Raw genomic sequence first — 15,144 nt, forward strand, 5'->3', positions numbered from 1 at the left:
AACGAAGAAAGGGCTCCATGCCGCGCGCCGATTTCCGGTTCTCGTTCCCCAAGCGCGTCCGCTACGCGGAATGCGATCCGCAGGGTATCGTCTTCAACTCCCGCTATCTCGAATATCTCGATATCGGCATCACCGAATACTGGCGTGCCGCTGGCATCTACGCGCTCTCGCCGACGGCGATGGGGCCGGATTTCCACGTCGCGCGCAATGTCGTGGAATACAAGAAACCGGTGCTGCTCGACGAGATGATCGACATCTGCCTGCGCTGCCGCCGCATCGGCAGCAGCTCTATCATCGTGGATTACGAGATTCACGGCGGAGGCGCAGACGATCTTCGGGCGATCGGGGAGCAGGTGGCCGTGAACGTCGAGGAAGCGCGCGGTGCGCCGGCGCCGGTGCCGGACTGGGTGGTCCGCTGTTTCGAAGAGTATGAAGGGCGCCCGCTCCGGGCGGAAAAGGCTGCGGCATGAAATATCTCCACACCATGGTGCGTGTCAGCGATCTCGAAGCGAGCCTCGCGTTCTACAGGCTTCTCGGGCTGCACGAGATTCGCCGCATGGATCACGAAGCGGGCCGGTTCACGCTGATCTTCCTCGCCGCGCCGGGCGACGAGGAGGCGCAGGTGGAGCTGACCTTCAACTGGGACCCGGAGGTCTACACCGGCGGCCGCAACTTCGGGCACCTCGCCTACGAGGTCGATGATATCTACGCGGACTGCCAGCGCATGATGGACGGCGGCATCACCATCAACCGCCCGCCGCGCGACGGCCGCATGGCGTTCGTGCGCTCGCCGGACGGCATCTCGGTCGAGCTTCTGCAGAAGGGCGAGGCGAAGGCGCCCGCCGAGCCGTGGGCTTCGATGCCGAACACGGGCGTCTGGTAGGCCGCCATGCTTGAAATCGTCCGCATCCCGGTGCTCTCCGACAACTACGTCTGGCTCGCGCACGATGCGGCGAGCGGCGAGACTGCCGTGGTCGATCCCGCGGTTGCGGAACCGGTGCTCGCCGAAGCCGCTGCGCGCGGCTGGCGGATCACGCAGATTCTGAACACGCACTGGCACCCGGATCACGTCGGCGGCAACGCGGAGATCAAGGCTGCGACGGGCTGCACCGTCACCGGACCGGCGGGTGAGGCGGCGAAGATCACCGGTATCGACCGCGCCGTGGGTGAGGGTGATATGGTGCGGATCGGCAAGGCAGAGGGTCGTGTCATCGATGTCCCCGGCCACACGGCGGGGCATATCGCCTACAGCTTCGACGGCGTGCTGTTCTGTGGCGATACACTGTTCGCGATGGGCTGCGGGCGGCTGTTCGAAGGTACGGCGGCGCAGATGTTCGACAGCCTCGGCAAGCTGATGGCGCTGCCCGATGCGACGCGCGTCTACTGCGCGCACGAATACACCGAATCGAACGGCCGTTTCGCGCTCACCGCCGAGCCGGAGAACACCGCGCTTGCCGCGCGTCAGGCGGAGGTCGTCGCGATGCGCGGGCGCGGCGAGGCGACGGTGCCGTCCACGATCGGCCTCGAACGCGCGACGAACCCGTTCACGCGCGCCGGCGATGTCGCCGAGCTCGCGGCGCGGCGCACCGCGAAGGACAATTTCCGCTAAAGAGGGGAGACAAGGCCGTGAAGCGACTTGCCGGGCTTGCGATGGGGGCTCTTATGCTATCGACGGCCAGCCTCGCTGCCGAACCCCTGAAGGATCAGGGCGACCGCGCTTCGGGCGCACCGCACGCCACGCGCTCCGCCGTGCTCGGGCTGAACGGCATGGCCGCGACGAGCCAGCCGCTGGCGACGCAAATCGCGCTCGATGTGCTGAAGCAGGGCGGTAGCGCCGTCGATGCGGCGATCGCGGCGAATGCTGCGCTCGGCCTGATGGAGCCGACCGGAAACGGCATCGGCGGCGATCTGTTCGCGATCATCTGGGATCCGAAAACGAAGAAGCTCCACGGCCTCAACGCTTCGGGCCGCGCGCCTTCGGGGCAGAGCCTTGCGCAATTGAAAGCGCGCGCCGCGAAGGTGCCGCGCGAAAGGGATGACAGGGACGGCACGGTGCCGGATTGGGGCGCACTTTCGGTGACCGTTCCCGGCGCGGTCGACGGCTGGTTCGAAATGCACGGCAAGTTCGGCAAGCTGCCGATGCAGCGCGTCCTTGCGCCCGCGATCCGCTATGCGCAGCAGGGCTTCCCGGTCAGCGAACTCATCGCGGATGGCTGGAAATCCGGCACGGCGAACTTCGAAAGACTCGCGAAGGCGGGCGTGATCGAGGAGATCGAGAACATGCGCCGGGTCTACATGCCCGGCGGCGCAGCACCCAAGGAAGGGGATGTGTTCAAAAACCCCGACCTCGCGCTGACGCTGATCGAGATCGCCGAAGGCGGCCGCGACGCCTTCTACAAGGGCAGCCTTGCGCAGGCGATGGACCAGTATTTCCGCCGCATCGGCGCCCCGCATCGGCTCAGCGATTTCGCCGCGCATAAATCCGAATGGGTCGATCCCGTCTCGGTCAACTATCGCGGCTACGACGTGTGGGAGCTCCCGCCGAACGGGCAGGGGGTCGCTGCGCTCCAGATGCTCAACATCCTCGAAGGCTATGATCTGAAAGCCATGGGCCGCGCTTCGCCGGATTTCTGGCACGTGTTCGTGGAGGCAAAGAAGCGGGCCTTCGCAGACCGCGCGCGCGTCTATGCGGACCCGGCATTCGCGAAGATTCCCCTCGCGCAGCTCCTTTCGAAGGACCGCGCCGCGAAACAGCGCGAGACGATCGACATGGGCCACGCCGCGAAGACGGACATGCCCGGCCTCGCCATCGAAGGCGCGGGTAAGGACACGATCTACATGACCGTGGCGGACAAGGATGGGATGATGGTGAGCCTCATCCAGTCCAACTATCGCGGCATGGGCTCGGGGCTGGTGCCGGACGACGGGAACGGCCGCACGCTCGGCTTCATGTTCCAGGATCGCGGCGCGCAGTTCAATCTCGATGCGAAACACGCCAACGCCTACGCCCCCGGCAAGCGGCCGTTCCACACGATCATCCCGGCGTTCCTCACGAAAGACGGCAAGCCCCTGATGAGCTTCGGCCTGATGGGCGGCGCCATGCAGCCGCAGGGCCACGCGCAGATCGTCGTCAACATGGTCGACTTCGGCATGGGCGTGCAGGCGGCGGGGGACGCGGCGCGCTTCCACCACGACGGCTCCACCGATCCCGAAGGTGGTGCGCCGATGACGGACGGCGGCGTTCTTGAAATCGAATCGGGCGTGCCGCAGTCGGTCGCGGAGGCGCTGCGCACGCGTGGCCACACCGTGCGCTACACCACCGGGCCTTTTGGCGGCTATCAGGCGATCTGGCGCGACCCCGATACGGGCGTCTACTGGGGCGCCTCCGAAATGCGCAAGGACGGGCAGGCCTCGGGCTACTAAACCCCTTTGCACTCTGCTAAATTCGCAAACAGCGGGGATCAGTGGAGATTGAACACATGCGTAGTCTGTTTCTGCTCACTGCGGTCGCCCTCGCGGGCTGCGCCGCGAACGATGGCCCCGCGCGTCAGGAGGCGCTTGCCGCCGTGCCGGGCAAGGCCGTCGGCGAGCCCGTGACCTGCATCCAGTTGCGCGATGTCGACCGTGTGGAAGCCGTGAACGACTATGTCGCCTTCTTCCACATGCGCGGCAGCCGTGTGTACCGGATGGACTTCCCGCAAAGCTGCCGGGGCCTGAAGAACGATGCGTTCCGGCACAGCTCGTCGATGGCGCAATATTGTCGGGGCGACATCATCACGACGTTCGACACGACGAACCGGATGACCACGGGAAGCTGCGGCCTGTCCTCGTTCACGCCGTGGGAAGTGCCGCCCAAGGGCGAGTAAAACTATTCGGGGTTCCTGAGCAGCGCGGTATCGGCCGACTTGCCGGCGGGCGTGTCGCGTCCGGCCCTGACAGCGGCGTTCCAGAGCGTGCGGGCTTTCGCATAGTCGCCGTCCATCGCCGCCATGTTGCCGGCTTCGAGCTGCACGTCCGGGTCATCGGGCGCGAGGCGCAGTGCATTGGCGAGCGCTGGGCGGGCGGCGTCCAGTCGTTCTTCGCGGCGGGCGAGCGTACCGAGCAGCAGCCAGCCCAGGGCATCATCCGGCGCAAGCTCAACCGCCTGTTCGAGGTCGGAGCGTGCGCCAAGCGCATTGCCCTGCGCCTCGCGGGCGCGGGCGCGGTCGATCAGCATTTCGCCTTTCAGCGCCGGGCGCCGCGCGGCAAGCACCATCGCATTGCTGAGAACCACTTCGGCGCGCGCATATTGCTCCGCGATCAGCAGCGCGTTGCCTGCCTGCCCATAGAGCTCGGCGGCGGCGGGGTTGCCTTGGGCTTCCGCCACGCGCGCGGCGTCCTCGAAGGCACGCGCGGCGTCCGCCGGGCGGTTCGCGCCCATGTAGGCAAGGCCGAGGCAATGCCGCGCCGGAACCCCGCCGGTGCCGTTCTTCCACTGCGTCGCCGCATCGATCGCGCCGGGCACGCCTTCGTTCGCGGCGCGCACACAGTCCGCATACAGCGCCTGTTCGTTCGGCGTCGTGGCGGCGCCGGGCGTGGCGGGCAGCGGCGCGACCACCTGCATCAGCATCAGGGCGGCAAGCAGCGGCATTTACAGATCCTCGATCACGCGCAGCAGCAGGGCAATGTCCTGCGGCCGCGACAGGCGGTGGTCGCCGTCCTTCACCAGCAGCGTCTGTACGTCCGCTGAACCGAGCGCTTCGGCAAGCCGGAGCGAGACGGACCACGGCACGTCCGGGTCGGCCTGCCCGTGCAGCAGCCGGGCGGGACAGGTGAGCGGGACCGGCGCATCCAGCAACCGGCTTGCTTCGCCCGAGCGCCACAAGGCAGCGGTTGTCACGTAGGGTTCGTCCGAATAGGCGGAAGGCTCCACGAGGTCTTCGCCGCGCGCGAAGGCGGCCTTCTGGGCATCGGTGAAGCCCCAGTCGGTGAAATCCGGCGCGGCAGCGATGCCGACGAGACCGGAAACGCGCGCGGGGATCGCAAGCGCGACGAGCAGCATCAGCCAACCGCCCATCGACGAGCCGATCAGCACCAGCGGGCCCTCTGGCGCAACCGCCGCGATTACATCGAGCACGTCATCCCGCCAGCGCGTGAGCGTGCCGTCCTTGAACGCGCCGCCGCTCGCGCCGCAGCCCGAATAGTCGAGGCGCAGGCAGGCACGGCCGTTTTCGGCGCACCATGCATCCACCGCAAGCGCCTTGCCGCCCTCCATGTCCGACATGTAGCCGGGCAGGAACACGAGCGTTGGGCCGGTTCCCGTGCGGTGCGCATAGGCAAGCGGAATGCCGCCGCGCGACGTGATCGTGGGCATGGAACTCCTGTCGTCAGTCTTGCCGGTCGGGGTCGTTATGGCAGATATCGACGAGCGCGTCCCATTCGTCGCGGGAAAGCGCGGGGGTGTAGGCCGTGCCTTTCGCTGCGCCCTTGCGGAAGGCAGCGGCGCGACCCTTCGAGACCGGGTGTGAGGAGAGGTAGACGAGCATGTCGGCGCCGCCGATCATGTCCTCGCTCTTCGCGAGCCGTTCGAAAAAGCCCGCCGTCGGTGCGGGGGAAATGTGCGCGCGATTCATCATCGCGATGGATTCGGCATCGGCGGCACCTTCCGCGCCGCGGCTGTAGCTGAGCGAGAGTAGGCCGTGGACATTGCCTGCGACGTCGCCGCCAAGTGTCGTCAGCACGAGCCCGAGCCCAAGCTCGCGCACCATCGCCTCGGCGACGTCGCGGTGCTCGATGTGCGCGATCTCGTGCGCGAGCACGCCGGAGAACTCCTCGGGGCTTTTCGCCTCTTTCAGCAGCTCGTTGAAGATCACGATGTTTCCGCCGGGAAGCGCGGCGGCGTTGACGACGGGCAGGTCGACGACGCGGACGTTGAGGCCCTTCACATCGGGCGCGAGCCGCCGGGTGAGCGCGTCGAGCGCGGCCTGTCCGCCCGGTCCGGCGCAGAACTTGCCGCCGAAATCGCCGACCATCGCGTCGCCGTAGCTCTTCATCACGCGGTCGGGCACCAGCGGCGCCAGCCAGTGCGGCAGCTGGTAGACCGCGAACAGCACCGCTGCCGATACCGCAAGGCCGATGGCGCTCGCCCGCCACAGGCCGATGCGGTCGATCCAGCCGCCGTAGTGCGCCGCGTTCGGAAGCAGCGCGGCAATCTCGTCGGCAACGGGTTCGGGAACGCCGAGCCGCCAGCCGAGCACGTCCTTCCGTCCGTACACCCGCTCTTCGGTGCGGCTTTCGATGAAAACGAGATCGGCGGGGGCGACGCGCGTCTCGCCGTCCTCCCCCGCGATCTCCAGCGTTCCGTCGCGGGCGCCTAGCCTCACGCTCCGGCGCAGCGCGGATTCGCCATCATACAACCAAGCGTTAGTCATCCGGCGTCAGATTGCCCCGATGTCGAACGCGTCGGCAAGGCCTTCCGCATCGCTTCTGATACGCGTGGTGGACTGCGTCAGCGCCGCCAGATCGACCTCGCCCTGCACTTCGAGATGCCGCACGTAGAACGACCAGTGCCGGTAGCCGAGGTACATGATGCCGAAGCCGAGCGTGAAGACCACGAGCGCGATGTTGCCGAGGATCAGCTTCACCCAGTCCATCGTGCGCGCATTGAACGCGAAGTTGAGGTTCCCGAGCGTCATCTCGCCCACCACCTTGCGCATGAACACGGCGTAGTAGGCGAGGCTGACGAGCGAGAAGAGGGCATAAAAGCCGATCACCGCAAGGAAGAATGTCCCCATCATGCCCGCCATGACCCGCGGATCGGGGTTGGAGCCCGCCGTGAAGATGGTGCCCATTCCGAGCGCGAAGACCAGGATCGCCCACAGCACGGGCGTGGCATAGATGAGCAGATAACGCCCCATCAGGCCTTGCACGGCCGGTCCGTCACCGGCTTCGAACGCGTAGGGGCCAAAGCTCATCTTGCCCCAGCGCTCCCGCCACAGCTTCACCATCGCCCACGGGACGAGGAAACCGAGTGTGACGAACCCGATGATGTATTTCAGCATGGCCGAACCGGCATAGCTCCAGCCGCCGTCATCGCTGCCGCCGCGGATGCCGTGCCAGTAGGTGCGGCTCAGCCGGTAGCGGAGCGCCCGGAACAGGGCGAGGCCCGCGAGATAGAAGAGCGCCAGATAGAGGCCGATGGCGAGGACGGACGCAAGCACGCCCTGACCGCGCAGGATAAGGGCCTGCAGGCCGAACTGGAAGAACAGCAGGATCGGCACGAAGATCGCCATCACGATCAGGAAGCCGATGAACATCTCCTTGCCCGTGCCTGCCCATTCGAGCCGTTCGTCGATGAACTGCGTGCGGCTCCACAGATATTTGCGCTCGCGCGTCTTTGCCCAGAACCGGTAGATTCCGAGCGTCACGATGGTGAGCAGCAGGTTGGTGAGCGCGATCGGCAGGAATTCCTGCCAGCGGCCGTGGAAAGTAATGCCGTCGGCAAATTCACCGGTTTTCATATCAACCGGAGTGGTCTCGTCCATGAATACAATCCCCCGTATTCGGAAATACTTGATATGCTGCGCTTATTATCGACGTGTGACAAGGGACTGCTGGCCTGCCCCTATCGCAAAGCGCCTGTTGCCAGCCTTGGCATGGAAAAGGCATAAGCCCCGCGTCATTCAACCGAGAAAAGCCTGAAAACGACCATGTCCGAGATGATCCGCCTCACCCTGCCCGATGGTTCCGTGCGCGAGCTGCCGCGCGGCACGACAGGCGGCGACGTGGCGCGTTCGATCGGCCCGGGGCTGGCGAAGGCTGCGCTCGCGGCGAAAGTGGACGGCGAGGTGATCGACCTCGAACGCCCGATCGAGCGCGATGCCGCGCTGGCGCTGGTGACGGCGAAGGATGAGACGGACGCGCTCGAACTCGTGCGCCACGATTTCGCGCACATTCTCGCCGAGGCGGTGCAGAACCTCTTTCCCGGCACGCAGATCACCTTCGGCCCGGCGACGGACGACGGTTTCTACTACGATCTCGCACCCGTGCGCCCGTTCACCGAGGAAGACCTCCCGGCGATCGAGGAGGAGATGCGCCGCATCATCCGCGCCGACCAGCCGCTGCGCCGCGAGGTGTGGGCGCGCGACGCGCTGATCGCGCGCTGGCGGGAAATGGGCGAGACGTTCAAGGCCGAGTGGGCGGCGGAACTGCCCGAAGGCGACGAAATCAGTGTCTACTGGTCCGGCGACAAGTGGTTCGACATGTGCCGCGGGCCGCACCTCGCCTCCACCGGCAAGCTCGATCCGCAGGCGTTCAAGCTCACCCGCGTGTCGGGCGCCTACTGGCGCGGCGACCAGAAGAACGCGATGCTCTCACGCATCTACGGCACCGCGTGGCTGAGCAAGAAGCAGCTCGACGCGCACCTCCACATGCTGGAGGAAGCGGGCAAGCGCGACCATCGCAAGCTGGGGCAGGAGATGGACCTGTTTCATCTTCAGCAGGAAGCGCACGGCAGCGTCTTCTGGCACCCGAAGGGCTACATGGTCTGGCGCCAGCTCGAAGCCTACATGCGCCGCCGCCTCGATGCGGGCGGCTATGAGGAGGTGAAAACCCCGCAGATCATGGACGCGCGCCAGTGGGAGCAGTCCGGCCACTGGGGCAAGTACCGCGAAAACATGTTCGTGATCCCCGACGAGGTGCCTAACACCGAGGATGAAGGCCCGGTGATCTCGCAGGACGCCGACTGGATGGCGCTGAAGCCGATGAACTGCCCGGCGCACGTGCTGATCTTCCGGCAGGGCATCAAGAGCTACCGCGACCTTCCTATCCGCATGGCGGAATTCGGCTGCTGCCACCGGAACGAGCCGCACGGCGCGCTGCACGGCATCATGCGCGTGCGCCAGTTCACGCAGGACGACGCCCACATCTTCGTGCGTGCGGACCAGCTTGTCAGCGAGGTCGCGAAGTTCGTCGACCTGCTCGATACCGTTTACAAGGATCTGGGCTTCGACAAGTACGCGATCAAGCTCGCGCTCCGTCCCGAAAAGCGTTTCGGCAGCGAGGAGATGTGGGACTGGTCCGAGCAGTCCATGCGCGACGCCGTCGCCGCCACCGGGCGCAACACGCCCGAATTCGGATGGGAAGAGCTTCCCGGCGAAGGCGCCTTCTATGCGCCCAAGCTGGAGTTCCACCTGACCGACGCGATCGGCCGCACCTGGCAGGTCGGCACGATCCAGACCGATACGGTGCTCCCCGAACGCCTCGATGCGAGCTACGTGGGCGAGGACGGCGAACGGCACCGCCCGATCATGCTGCACCGCGCGATCCTCGGCTCGTTCGAGCGCTTCATCGGCATCCTCATCGAGCACTACGCGGGCAAGTTCCCGCTCTGGCTCGCGCCGGTGCAGGCGGTGGTCGCGACGATCGTGTCCGATGCGGACGGCTACGCTGCCGACGTGGTCGAAAAGCTCCGCGCGGCCGGCCTGCGCGCAGAGGCGGACGCGCGCAACGAGAAGATCAACTACAAGGTCCGCGAACACAGCCTCGCGAAAGTCCCGCATCTCCTCGTCGTCGGCAAGCGCGAGGCGGAGGAGGGCACCGTCGCCATCCGCACGCTCGGCGAGGAACGCCAGAAGGTGATGCCGCTCGAAGAGGCGATCGCGTGGTTGCAGGCCGAGGCAACGCCTCCCGATCTGCGCTAGCGGCCAGGCCGGGGCGCGATGTTCGATGCGATCGGCCTGTCGCCGGAAAGCTTTGTCGTTGCCGTGCTGATGACCTTTGGTGCCGCGTTCGTGCGCGGCGTTACGGGGTTCGGCATGGCGATCATTCTGGTGCCGCTGCTCGGCCTTGTGATCGCACCGGAAAGCGCGGTCGTCGCCGCGATCCTGCTGCAATTGCTGATCGGCCCCGTCGGCCTGCGCCGCGTGATCGCGGACAGCGAGAAGGAGAGCGTTCTGCCGATCGCGCTTGCCGCGATGGTGACGACCCCGCTGGGTCTGCTCGCGCTCACGGCGATCCCGGCCGATCAGGCGCGGCTGCTTATCGCGGCGATCGCCATCGGCGCCTTCGCGCTCGTTTCGCTGCCGGTGTCGGCGACGGTTCGTCCGCCGGGCCGGACGGCAAGCCTGCTCACGGGCGGCGCGGCGGGACTTCTCGCGGGGTTTGCAGGGATGCCCGGTCCACCGGTGGTGCCCTATTATATGCGTCGCAATCTGCCGCCCCGGTCTGCGCGCGCTTCAATGATCCTCGTGTTTTTCGCTACCGCGATCACAGGCAGCATCGTGGCGGCATTACGGGGCCTTGCAACGCCGCCGCTGCTGGCGCTTTCAGCGGCATTGTTTCTGCCGATGCTGGCGGGCAACTGGTTCGGTGGGCAGCTGTTCGGCCGCGTTCCGGCGCGGCTGTGGCGCGCGGGTGTCGGGCTGGTTCTTGGGATCGCAGCCGCATCGGCGCTTTTCCGCCTGCTTGCCTGATGGGCTTTCTCGCATAAATTTGTGTGGCACTGTTGCCGCGCTACCCCTTTCGCTAACGCGCGCAACACACTAAATAGCCACGCTTGAACCACGATTCATGGAGAAACTGCTATTCGACCGCCTCTGACCCGGCGCCCACCGGTGCCGCAAAACTTTTCGGGCCCTCGCTACAACGAGTTCATCCAGTCCCCGAAAGTCCGTGTCATCGACCACGAAGGTGAAAACCTCGGGGTGATGCTCACAGCAGAAGCGATTGAATCGGCAGCGGAAGTCGGTCTCGACCTCGTCGAGGTCTCGCCGAACGCCGATCCGCCCGTCGCCAAGTTCCTCGACGTCGGCAAGTACAAGTACGAAGCGCAGAAAAAGGCGAACGCCGCCCGCAAGAACCAGAAGACGCAGGAGATCAAGGAGATCAAGATGCGTCCGAACATCGACGACCACGACTACGACACCAAGATGAAGGCGGTTCAGCGCTTCATCGAGGAAGGCGACAAGGTCAAGATGACGCTGCGTTTCCGCGGCCGCGAAATGTCGCACCTCCAGCTCGGCATGAAGCTGCTGGAGCGCATTCAGCTCGATACTGTCGAGTACGCCAAGGTCGAGCAGCATCCCAAGCTCGAAGGCCGCCAGATGCTGATGGTGATCGCACCCAAGCTGTAAGGGGAACGCCCCTCCCGTGCAGGAGGGGCGCCCGGTTCAGTGTATCAGGCTGCGGCCTGCGCCTGTTCCCACGTCGGATAGTCGGTGTAGCCTTCGGTGCCGTTCGTGTACCAAAGCTTGTAATCTTCGGTCGCGAGCGGGTGCCCATCCTTGATGCGCAGCGGCAGGTCCGGGTTCGCGATGAACGGCCGGCCGAAGGCGATGGCGTCGGCCTTGCCGCTCTCCACGAACGCCGCGCCCATTTCCGGCGTGATGTCGTTGTTCAGCACCAGCGGGCCGTCATAGAGGCGGCGGAACGACGGCGACACCTGCGGCACGTCCGAATTGCCGAACGTACCGCCCGGCCGCTGCTCGCGCAGCTCGACGAAGGCGAGGCCGCGCCCGGCGAGCTGCCGCGCGACGATGTCGAACAGCGTGGCCGGGTCGCTGTCTTCGGTGCCCTGCGTGTCGCCGTTCGGCGAGAAGCGGATCGCTGTGCGGTCGGCGCCGATCTCCGCGATCACCGCGTCCAGCACTTCGTTCAGGAACCGCGTGCGGTTCTCCGGGCTGCCGCCGTATTCGTCGTCGCGCGTGTTGGAGTTGTCGCGCAGGAACTGGTCGATCAGGTAGCCGTTCGCCGCGTGGAGCTGGATGCCGTCGAACCCGGCGCGGATCGCGTTGCGCGCGGCGGCGGCATAGTCGGAAACGATCCCGGCGATCTCGTCCTTCGTCAGAACGTGCGGGACGACATAATCCTTCTTGCCCTCATAGGTGTGCGCGTAGTGCGGCGCCTGGATCGCGCTCGATGATACCGACTCCATGCCGCTGACCGACGGATGCACGAGGCGGCCCATGTGCCAGAGCTGGCTCACGATCTTGCTGCCGGCCGCGTGTACGGCCGCCGTCACCGGCTTCCACGCTTCGACCTGCGCCTCCGACCAGATGCCCGGCGCGTTCGGCCAGCCGAGGCCCTGCCGCGAAATGCCGGTCGCTTCCGAGATGATGAGGCCCGCGCCGGAGCGCTGCGCGTAATAATCCTTCACGAATGCCTGCGGAACGCCGTCGCGGTCGGCGCGTGCGCGGGTCAGCGGGGCCATCAGGATACGATTGTCGGCGCTGATGGCGCCGAACTGAACGGGGTCGAAGAGTGTCGGCATCACGAACCTTCCTGCTAGTGTCCCTCCGCCCGTCAACTTGGGAACGCGGGATGGCGGCGACAAACAAGATTAGGTATTGCCGCGTCAATGAAAACTCCCCGCTTCGCCTTCCCGCTGTTTCTGACAGGCAGTGCCATGCTCTCGGCGGGGCCGATCTTCGTCCGCGTCGCGGACGTCGGCGTGCTGCAATCGGCATTCTGGCGCCTCGCGCTCGCCGTGCCGCTGCTCTACGTGCTGGCGCGCGCGATGGAGCGCGAGGCGCCGCTGCTGCCGCCGCGCGGGAGCGTGCTGTGGCTGTTCCTCGCGGGCTTTTTCTTCGCGGCAGACCTTGCGGCCTGGCATCTCGGCATCGTGCGGACCGAGCTTGCGAACGCGGCGCTGCTCGGCAATGCGGCCGCCTTCCTGTTCCCGATCTGGGGCTATCTGGTGGCGCGCCGCTGGCCGACGCCGGTGGCGGCGCTGGCGCTGGCGCTCGCTGCGGTCGGCATTGGTATGTTGATGGGCGATTCCGCGAGCGTGTCGGGCGGGCACTTGTTCGGCGATCTGCTCTGCTTCATCGCGGCGGTGTTCTACACGGGCTATCTCGTCGTCATGGGCAGGGCGCGGGGCGGCCTTTCCGCGATGGCGACGCTTGCGCCCGTCACGCTCGCGGGGGCCATTTGCCTGTTACCGGTGGCGCTGATCGCGCCGGGGAATGTGTGGCCGCAGGACTGGACGCCGGTCATCCTGCTCGCGCTCGGCAGCCAGGTGGTGGGGCAGGGGCTCATCATCTATGCGCTGCCGCACCTCACGCCGCTGGCAAGCGGCGTCGGCCTCCTCATCCAGCCGGTGTTCGCGGCGCTGCTAGGCTATCTGTGGTTCGAGGAGATCCTGTCGGTCACGGACCTCGCGGGCATCGCGATCCTGTTCGTCGCGATCCTTCTCGTTCGGCGGCCGAGCGCAGCGCAGCCGCCGGTGGAGAAGCGCGTGCCGCCCGGAGGCGGCGCGGTCACGCCGCCCGGGGAAGCGCCGTCCGCCTGATCGCGATGATCTGAAGCTCGGCGAATACCAGCACGGCCGCCGCCTGCACGATCACGAAGACCGTGCCGAGCGGTGTCGGATCGACAAGCCCGGAAACCAGCAGCGCCGCACTTGCCGCGACCCACGCAACGTTGATGGCGATGATGGCGCGCACGCCGATCGCTGAAGGGCTGCCCGCGCGCATCAGCCAGACGAGCATCCCGACGAAGGGCACGAGGACGAGGCCGGAGATGAACAGCAGGTCTTCGGGAAGGCCGAGCAGACCGGCAAGCGTGCCGGCGCCCGCAATCAGAAGCACGGCGCAAGCGCCGGACATCGCGGCATCGAGCAGCAGCGTGCGCCGGATGAAGCTGTCGGGACTGAGGGACATGAGATTTCTCCTTGATCGCGTTTCGATGCGACAAGGCTGCCTTCGGGGCGGGGGCGTGTCGATTACCCGGCAGGTAATTGGAAACGACTCCGGCCGCGCTATGCTCGGGCCATGGCGACACAGGTTTCGATCGGCGATCACTTGCGCGACTGGCGCCGCCGCAGGCGCATGAGCCAGCTCGATCTCGCGCTCGATGCGGAGATTTCTACGCGGCATCTGAGTTTCGTGGAAACCGGACGCGCGCGCCCCAGCCGCGAAATGGTGCTGACGCTCGCAGGACGGCTCGACGTGCCGCTGCGCGAGCAGAACGCGATGCTGCTTGCCGCCGGCTATGCCCCCGCGTTCAGTGCACACGGCTTCGCCTCAGATGCGCTCGCCGGGGCGCGGCAGGCGGTGGAGCATATTCTGAAGGCGCACGAGCCGTTTCCGGCGATCGCCGTCGATCGGCACTGGACACTCGTGGCTGCGAACGGCGCGATCGGGCCGTTGGTGGCGGGCGCCGCCCCATATCTCCTCGAGCCGCCGGTGAACGTGCTCCGCCTTGCGATGCATCCGGAAGGTCTGGCACCCCGTATCGTGAACCGGGCCGCATGGAGCGGCCATCTGCTCACGCGCCTTCAGCGCGATGCCTTCGCCACCGGCGATCCCGTGCTTGCCGAACTCTGGCGCGAGCTTGCGGACTATGCACCGGATGCCGAAGGTCACGATATGGCGGGCATTTTCCTGCCGTTGATGCTTCGCGGCGAGAATGGCGGCACGCTCAGTTTCATCAGCACGATCACGAACTTCGGCACGCCCGCAGACGTGACGCTCGCGGAACTCTCGCTGGAGACGTTCTTTCCCGCGGATGCGGAGACGCGTACCGCGTTAGTCGGCCATCGCTGAAGCGGCCGCGCGGATTTCGTCCTCGCTCATTGCCTTGATGTTCGACATGAACATCCATGTGTAGCCGGATGGGTCGGTGAAGACGACGCGGCGCTCGCCATAGAACTGGTCGGCGGGCTCTTCGGTCATGATGCCGCCCGCTTCCAGCGCATGATTGGTGAAAGCATCGACGTCGTCCACGTAGACGCAGAAGCTGACCGGGGAATGATCGAGCGCTTCGGAGCGTGGGCTGCGGACCGGACTGCCGCCGGTGCCTTCGGGCGCGCACATGAAGAGAAGCTGCCCCTTGTAGCGGAACTCGGCGTGGATCGGCGTGTGGCCGGGGCCGTCAAGCGCCAGCCCCAGTTCGAAGCCGAACACCTTCTCGTAATAGCGGCGATTGTCCGCCCAGTCGGTCAGTACGAGATAGGGGGTCAGCCACGGTGCATCCTGCGGCTTCGGGTTGAAACGGGTCATCGCTGGCTCCGGCGGTTGGTCTAGGGCGTTTGATCTGACCCGCATCCTTGCACCGCGTTTGTGACGGATACGCGACATGGAGCATCGTGCGGAAACGTGGGTACCGGCTTTCCGCGCAAAACGATGCGCCCACAAAGAGAGAGGGCAAGCTGCGTGATTCCGGAAT

17 protein-coding genes are annotated in these 15,144 nt (G+C 66.3%); 10 read left to right on the plus strand and 7 right to left on the minus strand.

The window, feature by feature from the left end:
* Positions 1 to 17 precede the first annotated feature (17 nt).
* The 5 genes from ACE3TJ_RS14180 to ACE3TJ_RS14200 are packed head-to-tail and all read left to right on the plus strand — an operon-like array spanning position 18 to position 3,866.
* Complete coding sequence (locus ACE3TJ_RS14180; RefSeq protein WP_374597223.1) at positions 18 to 470, plus strand: acyl-CoA thioesterase; 453 nt, start codon at positions 18 to 20, stop codon at positions 468 to 470.
* Positions 467 to 883, plus strand: coding sequence for a VOC family protein (locus ACE3TJ_RS14185; RefSeq protein ID WP_374597225.1), 417 nt, complete (start codon positions 467 to 469; stop codon positions 881 to 883). The genes ACE3TJ_RS14180 and ACE3TJ_RS14185 overlap by 4 nt, the downstream gene beginning before the upstream one ends.
* 6 nt (positions 884 to 889) lie before the next feature.
* Positions 890 to 1,609, plus strand: a complete 720-nt coding sequence (gloB, locus tag ACE3TJ_RS14190) for a hydroxyacylglutathione hydrolase (RefSeq protein ID WP_374597227.1) — start codon at positions 890 to 892, stop codon at positions 1,607 to 1,609.
* Between the two features lie 17 nt (positions 1,610 to 1,626).
* The gene (ggt, locus tag ACE3TJ_RS14195) at positions 1,627 to 3,423 is read left to right on the plus strand and encodes a gamma-glutamyltransferase (protein ID WP_374597229.1); all 1,797 of its coding nucleotides are present in this window, start codon (positions 1,627 to 1,629) and stop codon (positions 3,421 to 3,423) included.
* 56 nt (positions 3,424 to 3,479) lie between these two features.
* Positions 3,480 to 3,866: a DUF6491 family protein gene (locus tag ACE3TJ_RS14200; RefSeq protein WP_374597231.1), complete on the plus strand. Its 387-nt coding sequence runs from the start codon at positions 3,480 to 3,482 to the stop codon at positions 3,864 to 3,866.
* Positions 3,867 to 3,868: 2 nt separating this feature from the next.
* Here the strand turns inward: ACE3TJ_RS14200 and ACE3TJ_RS14205 are convergent, their stop codons facing one another.
* From ACE3TJ_RS14205 to ACE3TJ_RS14220, 4 genes are read right to left on the minus strand one after another with little or no spacing between them, the layout of a single operon-like run.
* A complete protein-coding gene (locus ACE3TJ_RS14205) occupies positions 3,869 to 4,630 on the minus strand; it encodes a tetratricopeptide repeat protein (protein ID WP_374597233.1) in 762 nt (253 codons plus the stop codon).
* Complete coding sequence (locus tag ACE3TJ_RS14210; protein ID WP_374597235.1) at positions 4,631 to 5,353, minus strand: alpha/beta hydrolase; 723 nt, start codon at positions 5,351 to 5,353, stop codon at positions 4,631 to 4,633.
* Positions 5,354 to 5,366: 13 nt separating this feature from the next.
* Positions 5,367 to 6,410 (minus strand): M48 family metallopeptidase, encoded by a 1,044-nt coding sequence (locus ACE3TJ_RS14215; RefSeq protein ID WP_374597237.1) that lies wholly within the window; start codon positions 6,408 to 6,410, stop codon positions 5,367 to 5,369.
* 6 nt (positions 6,411 to 6,416) lie between these two features.
* Positions 6,417 to 7,523, minus strand: coding sequence for a YjgN family protein (locus tag ACE3TJ_RS14220; protein WP_374597238.1), 1,107 nt, complete (start codon positions 7,521 to 7,523; stop codon positions 6,417 to 6,419).
* A gap of 165 nt (positions 7,524 to 7,688) precedes the next feature.
* On the opposite strand from ACE3TJ_RS14220, the gene thrS reads away from it, so the two are divergent.
* The 3 genes from thrS (at position 7,689) to infC (ending at position 11,111) form a co-directional block, all read left to right on the plus strand.
* Positions 7,689 to 9,680, plus strand: coding sequence for a threonine--tRNA ligase (gene thrS / locus ACE3TJ_RS14225; RefSeq protein WP_374597240.1), 1,992 nt, complete (start codon positions 7,689 to 7,691; stop codon positions 9,678 to 9,680).
* 18 nt (positions 9,681 to 9,698) lie between these two features.
* Positions 9,699 to 10,451: a sulfite exporter TauE/SafE family protein gene (locus ACE3TJ_RS14230; protein WP_374597242.1), complete on the plus strand. Its 753-nt coding sequence runs from the start codon at positions 9,699 to 9,701 to the stop codon at positions 10,449 to 10,451.
* Between the two features lie 123 nt (positions 10,452 to 10,574).
* Complete coding sequence (gene infC, locus ACE3TJ_RS14235; protein ID WP_374599415.1) at positions 10,575 to 11,111, plus strand: translation initiation factor IF-3; 537 nt, start codon at positions 10,575 to 10,577, stop codon at positions 11,109 to 11,111.
* 44 nt (positions 11,112 to 11,155) lie between these two features.
* Here infC and ACE3TJ_RS14240 read toward each other — a convergent pair whose 3' ends face one another.
* Positions 11,156 to 12,247, minus strand: coding sequence for an alkene reductase (locus tag ACE3TJ_RS14240; protein WP_374597243.1), 1,092 nt, complete (start codon positions 12,245 to 12,247; stop codon positions 11,156 to 11,158).
* Between the two features lie 87 nt (positions 12,248 to 12,334).
* Here ACE3TJ_RS14240 and ACE3TJ_RS14245 point away from each other — a divergent pair, with 87 nt between their 5' ends.
* Complete coding sequence (locus ACE3TJ_RS14245) at positions 12,335 to 13,267, plus strand: DMT family transporter (RefSeq protein ID WP_374597246.1); 933 nt, start codon at positions 12,335 to 12,337, stop codon at positions 13,265 to 13,267.
* On the opposite strand, the gene ACE3TJ_RS14250 is transcribed toward ACE3TJ_RS14245, so the two are convergent.
* On the minus strand, positions 13,236 to 13,637 hold the full coding sequence (locus ACE3TJ_RS14250) for a hypothetical protein (RefSeq protein ID WP_374597248.1): 402 nt from the start codon (positions 13,635 to 13,637) through the stop codon (positions 13,236 to 13,238). The genes ACE3TJ_RS14245 and ACE3TJ_RS14250 overlap by 32 nt on opposite strands.
* 111 nt (positions 13,638 to 13,748) lie before the next feature.
* Between ACE3TJ_RS14250 and ACE3TJ_RS14255 the strand changes: the two genes are divergently transcribed.
* Positions 13,749 to 14,522: a helix-turn-helix domain-containing protein gene (locus ACE3TJ_RS14255; protein ID WP_374597249.1), complete on the plus strand. Its 774-nt coding sequence runs from the start codon at positions 13,749 to 13,751 to the stop codon at positions 14,520 to 14,522.
* On the opposite strand, the gene ACE3TJ_RS14260 is transcribed toward ACE3TJ_RS14255, so the two are convergent.
* On the minus strand, positions 14,505 to 14,978 hold the full coding sequence (locus ACE3TJ_RS14260) for a VOC family protein (RefSeq protein WP_374597251.1): 474 nt from the start codon (positions 14,976 to 14,978) through the stop codon (positions 14,505 to 14,507). The two genes, ACE3TJ_RS14255 and ACE3TJ_RS14260, sit on opposite strands and share 18 nt — an antisense overlap.
* Positions 14,979 to 15,144: the final 166 nt, after the last annotated feature.

Origin of the sequence: Sphingosinicella sp., assembly GCF_041916975.1 — a bacterium.
GTDB lineage: Bacteria > Pseudomonadota > Alphaproteobacteria > Sphingomonadales > Sphingomonadaceae > Sphingosinicella.

Excerpts from the sequence above, each read along its gene's own strand:
- ACE3TJ_RS14215 (WP_374597237.1), bottom strand. The coding sequence starts at position 6,410 with ATGACTAACGCTTGGTTGTATGATGGCGAATCCGCGCTGCGCCGGAGC.
- ACE3TJ_RS14245 (WP_374597246.1), top strand. The coding sequence starts at position 12,335 with ATGAAAACTCCCCGCTTCGCCTTCCCGCTGTTTCTGACAGGCAGTGCC.
- ACE3TJ_RS14230 (WP_374597242.1), top strand. The coding sequence starts at position 9,699 with ATGTTCGATGCGATCGGCCTGTCGCCGGAAAGCTTTGTCGTTGCCGTG.
- ACE3TJ_RS14255 (WP_374597249.1), top strand. The coding sequence starts at position 13,749 with ATGGCGACACAGGTTTCGATCGGCGATCACTTGCGCGACTGGCGCCGC.
- ACE3TJ_RS14260 (WP_374597251.1), bottom strand. The coding sequence starts at position 14,978 with ATGACCCGTTTCAACCCGAAGCCGCAGGATGCACCGTGGCTGACCCCC.
- ACE3TJ_RS14200 (WP_374597231.1), top strand. The coding sequence starts at position 3,480 with ATGCGTAGTCTGTTTCTGCTCACTGCGGTCGCCCTCGCGGGCTGCGCC.
- thrS (WP_374597240.1), top strand. The coding sequence starts at position 7,689 with ATGTCCGAGATGATCCGCCTCACCCTGCCCGATGGTTCCGTGCGCGAG.
- ACE3TJ_RS14185 (WP_374597225.1), top strand. The coding sequence starts at position 467 with ATGAAATATCTCCACACCATGGTGCGTGTCAGCGATCTCGAAGCGAGC.
- ACE3TJ_RS14240 (WP_374597243.1), bottom strand. The coding sequence starts at position 12,247 with ATGCCGACACTCTTCGACCCCGTTCAGTTCGGCGCCATCAGCGCCGAC.
- ACE3TJ_RS14205 (WP_374597233.1), bottom strand. The coding sequence starts at position 4,630 with ATGCCGCTGCTTGCCGCCCTGATGCTGATGCAGGTGGTCGCGCCGCTG.
- gloB (WP_374597227.1), top strand. The coding sequence starts at position 890 with ATGCTTGAAATCGTCCGCATCCCGGTGCTCTCCGACAACTACGTCTGG.
- ACE3TJ_RS14250 (WP_374597248.1), bottom strand. The coding sequence starts at position 13,637 with ATGTCCCTCAGTCCCGACAGCTTCATCCGGCGCACGCTGCTGCTCGAT.
- ACE3TJ_RS14180 (WP_374597223.1), top strand. The coding sequence starts at position 18 with ATGCCGCGCGCCGATTTCCGGTTCTCGTTCCCCAAGCGCGTCCGCTAC.
- ACE3TJ_RS14220 (WP_374597238.1), bottom strand. The coding sequence starts at position 7,523 with ATGGACGAGACCACTCCGGTTGATATGAAAACCGGTGAATTTGCCGAC.
- ACE3TJ_RS14210 (WP_374597235.1), bottom strand. The coding sequence starts at position 5,353 with ATGCCCACGATCACGTCGCGCGGCGGCATTCCGCTTGCCTATGCGCAC.